Origin of the sequence: Jeotgalibacillus sp. ET6 (assembly GCF_029667115.1) — a bacterium.
Taxonomy (GTDB): Bacteria; Bacillota; Bacilli; order Bacillales; family Jeotgalibacillaceae; genus Jeotgalibacillus.
In genome coordinates, this window is sequence record NZ_JARUIU010000005.1 from 143560 (window position 1) to 155376 (window position 11817).

The window sequence follows — 11817 nt, forward strand, 5'->3', positions numbered from 1 at the left end:
TTTTTTAAACTTGTTTGAGTTTTGTCCAAGCCTTGCTTTTGTATAATTCATTTTTATACTAGTAAAGTCTATCTATCAAACCATTACGTAAGGTAAAACGACTCACCGATTACCTCATCACACTGCCTCCTGAAATCTTAAGTGACTCTCCCACGATATTTTCAGCTGCATCCGAAAGAAGGAAAATAACGCTGTTGGCGACTTCTTCGGGCTGAGTAATGCGTCCGGAAGGGAGACCTTCCTCAGCAATTTTCAGCTGTTCTTCGTAGGATCGGCCGGCAGCCTTACCTTTTTTCTCAATCGCTGAACGTCCCATTTCTGTATCAACAAATCCCGGACAAACTGCATTCACACGGATGCCATGTTCTATCGCTTCAACTGCAAAGGACTGTGTAAATCCAATTACTGCAAATTTAGAAGCGCTGTACGCTGTATTTCCATGTGTGCCTCGCAATCCGGACAGAGATGAGATATTGACAATCGCCCCTTTATTTTGAGGAATGAGCCTTTCGTACACGAGCTGCGTCAATAAGACCGTTGAAAAATAATTTAATTCCATTACATTTCTCATCTTTTCTTCTTCAAGCTGATCAAGAGGTCCCCCTCCTGAGATGCCGGCAGAATTCACCAATCCTGTTATCGCACCGCCTTTTTGAGTTGCCTCTTCCACCAGACGCAGACGCTCTGTAGCATCATTTAAGTCTGCTGGAATAACAATTAGTGATCCGGATACATGCGTCGACTCGACTTCCCGTTTTAATTCCGCTAATTTTTCTTCATTTCTGCCAGTGACAGAAACAGTCGCTCCGGCCTGGACAGCTGCTTTTGCTGTCTCATAGCCAATGCCTCCAGTCGCACCTGTCACAAGAATATGCTGATCTTTTAATGCTTTTTCTGAAAATACCATGCCTTGATCCCTCCGATTTTGGTTTCTAGTTCTTACGTTCCTTAAAACGTTAAGACCTAAACACAAGGATCAAGGCAAATGATTAAGCGATGCTTAAACTTGAGCTGCAGGAGCCAGCTGTTCAACCGCCGTTAATGCCTGCTTTATGTCGTCAAGTAAATCATCCCCATTTTCAAGGCCGACAGATAACCGTAAAAGTCCATCTGTAATGCCTCTTTTTTCTCTCTCTTCTATCGGCATTGCCGAATGAGACATGGTTGCAGGATAGGACAGGATGGACTCAACGGCACCTAAGCTGACGGCAAAAACCGGTATTTTCAGCTGCTCCACAAACACTCTGGCGCAATCTTTTGAAGGAAGCCTGAAGGACAGAACAGCACCCGCACCCGCTGATTGACGCTGGTGGATCGGATACCCGGCATGAAAAGAAAAGCCCGGATAATATACTTCTTCAATTATTGGATGGTGATGAAGATACTGAGCAAGATCTCTTGCGGTTTGAGAGGATTGATTTAATCGTACACTCAATGTTTTCATCCCTCTCAAAAGCAGCCAGCAGTCCTGCACACCTAAAATAGAGCCAAATGAATTTTGAACAAATTTCAGACGCTTGCCGATTTCTTTGTTTTTGGTTACAGCAAGACCTGCTACCACGTCACTGTGCCCGGATAAAAACTTGGTTGCACTGTGAAGAACAAGATCCGCTCCGAGATCAAGCGGCTTTTGAAGCAACGGAGTCATAAACGTGTTATCGACAAACGTTAAACAGCCATTTGCTTTTGCTACCTTTGCAACACCTTCAATATCGGTAATATTCAGACATGGATTGGATGGTGTTTCCACATAAATGACCTTCGTGTTTGGCTTTACACTTCTGGCTGTTTCATCCAGGTCTGTCATGTCTATAAAGGTGTGTTCAATGTCAAACTGAGTCAGAACCTCTGTGATGACTCGGAACGTCCCGCCATACACATCTTTTGACACGAGTACATGATCTCCTGCAGACAGGAGCATAAAGGCAGAGGAAATGGCAGCCATGCCAGAAGCAAAAGCAAATCCCTGCTCTCCATTTTCAAGCTCTGCGATTGTATTTTCGAGCGCCTGTCGTGTCGGGTTGCCTGAGCGGCTGTAGTCAAAGGGACCGAATTCATCAATAGATTCCTGATGAAAGGTGGACGAATAATGCAGCGGCACATTAACGGCTCCTGTTTGCTTGTCGCGAAAGTCCTCTTGGTGCAGCAGCCTGGTATCAAAGTGATGTTTGGTCATCGTCAATCTCCTCCTTCTGCACCCTTCTCAGTGCTTTTTCCAAATCCTTTGTCAAGTCATCTATATGTTCAATGCCAACGGAAAAACGCAATAAACGGTTGCAGATGCCTCGGTGCTGTCTTTCTTCTTCCGGGATGTCTGCATGCGTCTGGGTGGCGGGATACGTAATGAAACTTTCCACTCCTCCAAGACTTTCTGCGAAGGTGATAAGCTCCAGCTCTCTTAGGAATGGATCAATCCAGCTTTCTTTCTTTAATCTGAACGACACCATCCCCCCAATTCCCGGATAGAGAACATCCGTAATACCTGGCTGCTGCTCAAGGAATTGAGCCGCCTTACTTGCATTTTCCTGGTGACGGTCCATTCGCAGTGACAGAGTTTTTAGTCCTCTGACCAAAAGCCAGCAATCCAGAGGAGCCAAAACGGCACCTGCTCCATTATGGATGGCAAAAAGCCGCTCACATAGTTCCTTTCCCTTTGCTACGACCAATCCTGCAAGCACATCATTGTGTCCGCCAATAAACTTTGTCGCACTGTGAATGACAATATCAGCACCTAAAAGAATCGGCTTTTGCAGATAAGGGGTTAAGAATGTATTATCCACGATCGTCAGCAGACTATGTTCTCTCGCAAGCTTGGATACTTCTTCAATATCCGTTACGTGCATTAATGGGTTTGTCGGTGTTTCAACTAAAATGGCTCTCGTCTTTTCACAAATTGCATCTTCCATCTCTCTGCGGTTATTTGTATCTACATATCTTGTTTGTATGCCGTAAGCTTCTTCATAATGCCTTAATAATCGGTACGTCCCTCCATAGATGTCATCTGAAGCTAAAATCACTTCTCCCTGCTTAAACAAAGATAACACCAGCTGAACGGCTGCCATTCCGGAGCTTGTGGCAAAACCTTCGTCTCCTTCTTCCAGTCGTGCAATCCCCTCTTCCAAAACCGCTCTGGTCGGGTTCTTAGTACGGGTATAATCATAGCCGGTAGATTCTCCAAGGCCGGGATGACGGTATGCCGTTGAAAAATAGACAGGGGGGTTAACCGTTCCGGTTTCTTTTTCACTGCGATTGCCCAGCTGAACAAATTGAGTATTTACATGATAAGTCATAATTGGCTCCTCCTTGAAACAATGGTTTGGCAGTATCCTTGCAGCCGCTCAATTCATTACAGCTGTGTTATATAAGTAAAATAAAAAAGGACCTTTCTTATAAGAAGAAGGTCCGAATCTGCATTCGCTATTCTCCTTATCACTCAGGCAATACAAGCACCTGCTGGGATTAGCACCGTGCCAAATGTGGCTGGTTGCTGAGGTGTCAAAGGGCCAGTCCCTCAACCTCTCTAGATAAGTTGGCATATTAAGTTTTGATCTTTGTAGTTAAGATCCTGTTTATTATAATTCTGAATTGTTTGATTGTTTTATACGGTACAGCAGATTATGAAAATAATCAAGGGGTTATGCGTGTTTTTTATTTTAATTTATATGTTTAAATGAACCTGAAATCACTTTGTCAAAGGTTCCTAACCGGAGTTCTAAGTGGAAGCTTTCCCTCATCTTCCGCTGACCGCCTCCCGCAGCCCCGCATCACTCTAATGCTGCATCCTGCTGAATTGTTTAGACTGCTTCAGCTCATACGTAAATGCCCCATCCTGCTGAATGCAGCGGAATGGGGCGGGGAGGGGGTGTCGCTTTTATTCGATAACCTTTGACGTCACATCAGGATTGCTGCGGTGCGAACGCATCAATCACAAGGTTAGTTGTGTCGGAATCAGCGACATTTTTTCTCATTCTCAACGTTCGTCAAACTGCTTTTTTAATTGAGAATGATTTTCATTATTATTGTATACACTTTTAACTATCCTGTCCAGTGTTTTCTTAAAAATTATCCCCCATTAGAAGAGTTTGCTGTAGCTCCGGCAGCCAATGAAGCGATGACCGCAGCCTGCTGAGCCTGCATAATGGACTCGACGGTTGCTGCCAGTCCAACATCGAGAACGCTGCTTTCTTCTATTTCTTTTTGAATGACCAATCTGACCGCAGCCATAAAACAATGGTCTTTATACCATTTAAATTTGCTGTAGCCGATTAACTCTTCATAAACCTCTTTTATTTTCGGAAGCAATGCGGATGGCGTAGAAACCAGGCTTACTACTCCAACGATTGGAAGATGAAGACCGCGCAGACGGAATTTTTGTGTTTTTAAATCATCCATCCAGGTCACCGCGTTTTGAACAAGGATCTGCCTGTTTTCCCGCTTTCCATATGTAAGGATTTGAGATAGAAATTGCCGGTTGTTTCCTTTCCACAGGGCCAGATGCAGTTCATCATAATAATATGCCATGTCCTCAAGCATCTGCTCTCCATCAGCTTCCCCCTCAGCTAGAAGAACGGCCAGCGGATAGTCTTCATGTGATGTCAGGAAAAAATGCTGTTTTTTCATTCCATCGTACAAATTTTTGGCCCGTTCCACATGCTGCGAAAGCTCTTCCCCTTCTTTCACTGATAAAGAAAGAACATAGGCTGCAATGTAACTGTGCGAACTTCGCTGAAAACCCGCTTCAATTAGAAGGTCATAGGATTTCTGTATCTGCCTGTAATCTTCTTCAGGCTGCTCAGACCGGCTTAATAAAAGCCCCGCCAGAGAATACCTCAAAGTAGATTGGATATAGGAAAAGGGACTGGACTCCTGCTTGATAAAGTCAACTAATTCAATATAGCGATTTAAATTAAAAGGCTTGCTGCTGCCTGTAAAAAGGGAAGCAATCATCATGAGTGCTCCATTCTCAACACGCCACTTATATTTCTTCCTGAGCGACTCGTAAATTGTGATGTACTCTTTCAGCTCTTCGCTCTGCTTCATGCCATTTCCTCCGCTCTGCTTTTTATTCCAGGACTCCCTGCCGCCAATCATGATCAAACTTCTTTGACAGCCAGCTTGATAAAAGAAGTGAGATTTGCCGGATCCTGAATAAACTGATTACAATCTTTACTGTCGTAGCAAATGTACTTTCCAAACGCCTTGTCATTTTCCCCTGCGTGTCCCCGTTTAGCAATAGAGGTAAACGCCATATCCCCATACCTGCTGCACAGCTCGCAAATCCCCTTTCTGGACGATATCACGTACCTGCCTTCCACTCCTGTCAGGCGCTGATCCACGTAAGCAATGATATACTGTCTGCTTGCTGAAATATCCTTCCACCCAACATAGGTAACGCTGGACCAATCGACCTCGCTTAGGACTGGAAGCTTCAGTTTTTTTGTTTTCGGAAATAATTCCTTCACCTCTTTTTGGGTGAGGCTGGGAAAAGAAATGCGAAAGGGCTGGAGCTCTTTCAGAAAACCCGTTCTTTCTTCTTCCGTTTTAAGATGGGGCAGTTTTTCAAGCACCGCTCTTTGCTCGTCAGATAATTGGTCAAACACCTCAACTATCTTTGTTTCAGCTTGTGAACGGACTGCCATCTCGACTTCCCTGTCAATTGTGCCGTGCACCTGTTTTTGCATCAGAGCTGCCTGATGTTTGATCACATTAAATTGATGGTTCTGGATAAATGGTTCCATCACAATCACCTTTCCTGTGTCAGATCTTTTTTAAATACATAGCTTACTTTATCGTAGGTTCCTTTTTCTTCATAAAAACGATGTGCGTCCTGCCGCTGCAGTCCCGATGATAAAGCAACCTTTTGAAAATCATGGTCTTTTGCATATTGTTCCACAAAGTCGAGAAGAATTATCCCATATCCCCTGGATCTTTCCCGGTGGTCCGTTACAAGTTCGCATACCCAAATAAATCTTCCATAATAAAGAGTCGTCATGGGCATAAAACCAACTAATGCTTTTAACTCCTTGTTTTCCCATACCCCAAATAGCCGATATTGATTCTCTTTTACTGTTTCTTCCATGATGGTGAGGTACTCATCTTCAGATAAATGTGTTCTAAGCTGACTCATCAAAGGGTAGGCTTCCTTCCATTGAGGCTTAGTGATTTCTGCAATCATCATCTTCTCTCCTATCATTCTATCAATTCAGTCTTTCCTTTAGGCGTTTAAACGATACGTGATATTCTTAACCCGTTTATTTCCGATTCCAAATGGTGGCTGCAAGCGGTCCCGACACATTGTGCCAAAGACTGAATAAAGCACTTGGCACAGCTGCTGCCGGATTAAAATGAGCGATGGCCAGGGCAGCTCCAAGACCTGAGTTCTGCATACCTACCTCTATTGATATTGCTTTTTGACTTGAAAAATCAAGCTTCAATGCTTTAGCCAGACCAAAGCCAATTAGTAAACCAAGGCCGTTATGCAGGACAACAATTGTAAAAATAAGGACGCCGGAGGTTATAATTGCCTCTTTATTTCCACCGACTACCGCGCCCACGATAACGACAATGGCGATAACGGAGACAAGCGGCATAACCGGAACTGCTTTTTTCACCTTTTCCTTAAAAATCGACCGTGCGGCAATCCCCAGGATGACTGGGACAAGCACTACTTGTATGATGGAAACAAACAGGCTTGAGAAAGAAACGTCGAGCCACTCGCTGGCAAACAGATAAATTAAAGCTGGAGTTAAAACAGGTGCTGCTACCGTCGATACAGACGTTATGGCGACAGAAAGGGCTGTATTTCCTTTTGCCAAATATGTAATAACGTTTGAAGCGGTTCCGCCAGGACAGCAGCCCACCAGAATGACACCTACTGCGATTTCCGGTGAAAGCTGAAATGCTTTAGCCAATCCAAAGGCAAGCAAAGGCATAATGGTAAATTGAGCTGCAACACCGACTGCTACACTTTTTGGCTGCTTTGCCACCCGTTTAAAATCTTCTACAGTAAGTGTCATCCCCATGCCAAACATAATCACACCGAGTAGTAAACTGATATACGGGGTAACCCAGACAAAACCTGAGGGAATAAAAAAAGCAATGACACCAATTAACACGACCCACAAGGCAAATGTTTTTCCTGCAAAATGACTGACCTTCGCAATTGAATCCAATGACCTCACCTCTTCTGCTAGAATTTCACCATTATAGATCGAACTATCAGTAAATTCAATCATCTTTAAAGATCGTCTTCCATTAAATTTTTTTCTTACGGCTCTTTCCTATTTGAAGCATTAGCGATACACTTTCTGTAGAAGAACAGTTGAGAGGATGTACATACAATGAAAATCGGTGTGATAGGAACTAACTGGATTACAGATTCACTGATTGAAGCTTCAAAGGACGTTGAAAACGTCTCTATTGAAGCAGTATGCTCCCGCAGTCAGGAAAAGGGAAAAGCCTTTGCTGCTAAACACGGCATAAACCATGTCTTCACTTCCGTTGAAGAAATGTGCACAAGCGGAAAGATTGAAGGCGTATATATCGCGACTCCAAATGCGGTGCATCACGAACAAACCATTCAGTGCTTAGAAGCGGGAATCGCAGTTTTATGCGAAAAACCGCTGACAGCCACTTATACCATGGCTGAAAAAATGGTACAGACTTCGAGAAAAAATGGCGTATTGCTGATGGAAGCAATGAAATCAACTGTCATGCCTAATTTTGAGAGAATACAAGAACTGCTTCCTTCACTCGGTCCAGTCCGTCAGTACAGCGCCCATTACGGCCAATACTCGTCCCGCTACGATAAGTTTAAAGAGGGAATCATTGAAAATGCATTTAAGCCTGAATATGCAAATGGATCTTTAATGGATCTCGGCGTATACACCCTTTACCCTCTGGTTGCCCTTTTTGGTATGCCTGAAGAGGTGAAAGCCATCAGCACCAATCTCCATACAGGTGTAGACGGACAAGGAATGGTTCTCTTAAGCTACGGAGAAATGGACGCGGTCATTACATTTTCCAAAATCACCAACAGCTACCTGCCAAGTGAAATCGCAGGTGAAAAAGCCGCACTTCATATTTCTCAAATCAGTTCTCCCGATTCGGTTAAGCGGATAACAAAAGGAGGCGGGCAAGAAGATGTTTCCGTTGCGCAGACAAAGGCTCCTATGGCTTACGAACTCGAAGAATTTGCACGCGCGTTTGAGAATGGGCAAATTGAATCAACAGTGAACACACATGAGCTTTCATTAAATGTAGTGGCACTTATGCAGACTATTCGCCAGCAGCTCGGAATCGTGTACCCGATCGATCAAAAATAATCCCAGTGTATTCTTATAAGGCGATTGAGGCTGAGACAAAATTTTGTCTCAGCCTCTTTGATTCTTTTCGCTGCGACGGCTCTGAGTCTTCTTGGGCGTTGCCCTGCAAAGACTCAATCAACCCTCATATCCTGGGAGCCGCCACCTTCCACTCCGTTCACCTCTTCTTACAATTCAAACAATGTTTGCAGATATGCTCCAAACTCATTCCTTCTTTTCACGTGCAAAAATCATTCCCGAAAACCTTATTGTTGCTGTTACCCATTTTTTCTATAAACCCTCAAAAGAATAGGTTTATTGGAGCGCAGACCGGGGACTCCTGCGTGATGCAGCGGGAAGGGTGAGACTCTGCAGATGCAAAAGCATCAAAGGGGCTCACCTCCCGCCACGCGGAAAGCCTCCGGGCGGAGCGGAAATAAACCGGTCCCTCTTTATACAAAAAGGTAGAATATTCTTTTTTTTCGACTGCTTTCAACAATTTCAACTGCCAGAATTAAGTGCTTGCCCTAAGCCCGAGCGAAATGCTATGTTTTAAAAGTATCTAAAATAGAGGGGGATTTTTTGTGAAATTATTCGTTGCCAAAAAGTACCGGGCCTTGACTGCTGGCGTATTGTCAATGGCTCTTTTAGCTGCGTGCGGAAGCGGCAGTTCAGATAATAGCGGGGAAGAAAGCAATTCAGTTTGGGATGAAATTCAAGAGGAAGGCGTTTTAACCGTCGCCACTTCCGGAACTCTTTATCCGACTTCGTATTATGATTCAGAAACAGAAGAACTGACAGGATTCGAGGTTGAGGTTGTGCTTGAAATGGCAGAACGTTTGGACCTGGAGGTTGACTTTGAGGAAATTGGCTTCGATGGCATGCTGACAGCTGTTAATTCAGGTCAGGTTGATCTGGCTGCCAACGATATTGAAATCAATGAAGAACGAAAAGATAAATTTGCCTTTTCGACTCCTATCAAATATTCATACGGAACAGCAATTGTAAGGGAAGATGATTTATCCGGCATCGAAACCTTTGAAGATCTGGAAGGGAAACAGGCTGCAGGTGCGGCAACCTCTGTTTACATGGAGCTCGCGAGGGAATACGGAGCGATAGAAAAAATCTATGATAATGCAACGAACGAAGAATACCTTCGTGATGTACATGTTGGAAACTCAGATGTTATTTTAAATGACTACTATTTGCAGACGCTGGCACTCGAAGCTTTTCCTGAGCTGGACATTACCATTCATCCAGACTTAAAATACAGTCCATCTGAAGCTGGCATGGTCATGAATCTAGATAATACAGAGTTAATCGAAAATGTAAATCAGACATTAGATGAAATGCTTGAAGACGGGACGATTGCTGAAATCTCTGCTGAATTTTTCGCTGGAGCAGACGTAACGCAGAAACCGGATATTGATTTTGAAGAATAAAAGCAAACCTCTCGTCCAAGCTAGGGGAAGAAGGTGACATGATTGACGGATATTAAGTGGGAATATCTTTTTGACCCTCAGCTGGCTATTGATTCTTTCCCTTATGTTATGGAAGGAATCGGTTATACCATCCTGATTTCTCTTGCAAGTATGGCTGCCGGTCTTGTCATCGGCTTTTTTCTGGCTCTTGCCAGAACCTCAAAATATGCAGTTCTCAGATGGCCGACGCGGACCTATATTTCTTTTATGCGCGGTGTGCCTATTCTGGTTATCTTGTTTATGCTTTATTTTGGATTGCCGATCATTGGTCTGCAGCTTTCTCCACTTCAGGCTGCTTTAATCGCGTTTAGCGTAAACAGCGCTGCCTACATTGCGGAAATCATCCGTTCTGCCCTTTCCTCTGTCGATAAGGGGCAGTGGGAGTCAGCTAAAGCACTTGGTTTAACCTATTGGCAGACGATGTACGGCATTATTTTGCCGCAGTCCATCCGTATAGCAACTCCGCCGCTTGCGAATGTTCAGCTTGATATAATCAAAGCCTCTTCTCTTGCTGCGATGATTACAGTACCGGAAATTTTTCAAAAAGCCAGGATTGTGGGCGGCAGAGAGTTTGATTTTATGACGATGTACATTCTGGTTGCACTCATTTATTGGGCGCTTTGTTCTGCTATGACGGTCCTGCAAAACTACTTGGAAAAACGGTATGAAGAATACCTTTAAGAACTGTGAGTGTATCAGCTTGAAGAAACATCCCAAAAGGATGGTTCTTCAAGCTTTTTTTATCCATTAAACAAATAATATGTAGTCGCAAAATAGGTGAGCACAATGAAAATTGAAGGCAGCACATACATTCCTTGAGATGGGCGATTCCCTCTCACAACTGAATACATTAGGAAAAGAGACATGATACAAATAGCCGCCGCTGTTACTTCATGTGAAGCTGAAACATGAGCAATAATAGCTCCGTCCCGGTAAACAGCATCACTCAAAATTAATATGAGCATATTGAAGATATTGCTGCCTAAGATGGATCCTATTGCAAGATTGACATTCCTCAATTTTAAAGCGACTAAAACAGCAACTGCTTCGGGCAAAGAAGTAGTCGCAGCCATTAAGAAGCTGCCTATAAAAGTAGAACCAAGGCCAGATATTTCTGCTATACGGTCTCCGGAGATGGAAAGCAATGTCCCCGCACCCATGATCGCAATAGCAGCAAGCAAAAAACCAATCAACGTTCTTTTGATTGATATCCTCTTTTCTTCTACACGCTGTTGGCTTTCTGTTTCTCCGTTTAGCTCCTGCATTTGTCCTGCTTTAGACAATTTACTAATTGCAATCATGCCTGTCCCATAGACAAAAGCAATTAATATTGAATCCAGTCCAATCCCCCAAAACACTACTTCTGATTTCCTTTCAAAGGCCATCACCATCATGCATGCCATACCAAGTCCAAGACCTGCTGTATATAGATGGCCTCCCTCTGCCGCACGATAGACCCGTTGCTTTCGAAGAATTAAATCAAAGCTTGCAAGGATGAAGAGGTTAAATAAATTGGATCCAAGCATATTTCCTACTGCGATGTCCGGGTTGGACAAGTACACAGAGGACAGACTCGTCGTTACTTCAGGCAGTGAAGTCGCTCCTCCAAGAAGCAATGTGCCAATTAGTAACCCGCCTAATGACGTCTTTTCGCTTAACGCATCTGCATAGTTTGAAAGTTCGATTGCCGCTAAAATCGTAACTAAAGCTGCCAGCCCAAAAATAAAATAGACCATTCATTCCTCCCTCTGAAAAGGACAGACCCTCAGCCATTTTTATCATTCTATTACTGCTTGGACAGCCTCATGACAAAAAGGATTTGGGATGATGACACTGCTCAATATTTAACAGAGGCTCACTTAGTTCATCTTAATTGGGACCGCACTGTCCACTACTGTCACCCTATCCTGCAAACTTTTTCAGATAGTTGAAGAAGCCTAAAAGAGCTTGGGACAAGGTGGCAACCCCCAAAAGTTAGAGTTTTTATTATGCAGCTGATTGGCTGGTTTGAGTTCGGTATTCGACCGGACTTA

At 43.8% G+C, this 11817-nt stretch carries 11 protein-coding genes and 1 riboswitch; of the genes, 3 read left to right on the plus strand and 8 right to left on the minus strand.

From position 1 onward, the window contains the following. Positions 1–109: 109 nt before the first annotated feature. From P6709_RS14480 to P6709_RS14510, 7 genes are all read right to left on the minus strand, one after another. On the minus strand, positions 110–907 hold the full coding sequence (locus P6709_RS14480; protein ID WP_278241648.1) for an SDR family NAD(P)-dependent oxidoreductase: 798 nt from the start codon (positions 905–907) through the stop codon (positions 110–112). A gap of 93 nt (positions 908–1000) precedes the next feature. Beyond that, entirely contained in the window at positions 1001–2176 is a 1176-nt protein-coding gene (gene metC, locus P6709_RS14485) for a cystathionine beta-lyase (protein ID WP_278241649.1), read from the minus strand. Beyond that, on the minus strand, positions 2157–3290 hold the full coding sequence (locus tag P6709_RS14490) for a methionine biosynthesis PLP-dependent protein (RefSeq protein WP_278241650.1): 1134 nt from the start codon (positions 3288–3290) through the stop codon (positions 2157–2159). Before P6709_RS14490 ends, metC begins: the two co-directional genes overlap by 20 nt. A gap of 133 nt (positions 3291–3423) precedes the next feature. Beyond that, a riboswitch (SAM riboswitch) is annotated at positions 3424–3531 on the minus strand. 531 nt (positions 3532–4062) lie between these two features. Continuing rightward, positions 4063–5040, minus strand: coding sequence for a DUF4003 family protein (locus P6709_RS14495; protein ID WP_278241651.1), 978 nt, complete (start codon positions 5038–5040; stop codon positions 4063–4065). A 53-nt stretch (positions 5041–5093) separates the two neighbouring features. After that, positions 5094–5738 (minus strand): FusB/FusC family EF-G-binding protein, encoded by a 645-nt coding sequence (locus tag P6709_RS14500; protein WP_278241652.1) that lies wholly within the window; start codon positions 5736–5738, stop codon positions 5094–5096. Positions 5739–5743: 5 nt separating this feature from the next. Next, on the minus strand, positions 5744–6175 hold the full coding sequence (locus P6709_RS14505) for a GNAT family N-acetyltransferase (RefSeq protein ID WP_336619002.1): 432 nt from the start codon (positions 6173–6175) through the stop codon (positions 5744–5746). A 76-nt stretch (positions 6176–6251) separates the two neighbouring features. Next, positions 6252–7172 (minus strand): bile acid:sodium symporter family protein, encoded by a 921-nt coding sequence (locus tag P6709_RS14510; protein WP_278241660.1) that lies wholly within the window; start codon positions 7170–7172, stop codon positions 6252–6254. Positions 7173–7340: 168 nt separating this feature from the next. On the opposite strand from P6709_RS14510, the gene P6709_RS14515 reads away from it, so the two are divergent. The 3 genes from P6709_RS14515 (at position 7341) to P6709_RS14525 (ending at position 10465) form a co-directional block, all read left to right on the plus strand. Continuing rightward, on the plus strand, positions 7341–8324 hold the full coding sequence (locus P6709_RS14515) for a Gfo/Idh/MocA family protein (RefSeq protein WP_278241654.1): 984 nt from the start codon (positions 7341–7343) through the stop codon (positions 8322–8324). A gap of 617 nt (positions 8325–8941) precedes the next feature. Next, a complete protein-coding gene (locus P6709_RS14520) occupies positions 8942–9745 on the plus strand; it encodes a transporter substrate-binding domain-containing protein (protein ID WP_278241661.1) in 804 nt (267 codons plus the stop codon). Positions 9746–9787: 42 nt separating this feature from the next. Beyond that, positions 9788–10465, plus strand: coding sequence for an amino acid ABC transporter permease (locus P6709_RS14525; RefSeq protein ID WP_278241655.1), 678 nt, complete (start codon positions 9788–9790; stop codon positions 10463–10465). Between the two features lie 59 nt (positions 10466–10524). On the opposite strand, the gene P6709_RS14530 is transcribed toward P6709_RS14525, so the two are convergent. Then, entirely contained in the window at positions 10525–11520 is a 996-nt protein-coding gene (locus P6709_RS14530) for a sodium:calcium antiporter (RefSeq protein WP_278241656.1), read from the minus strand. Positions 11521–11817 lie beyond the last annotated feature (297 nt).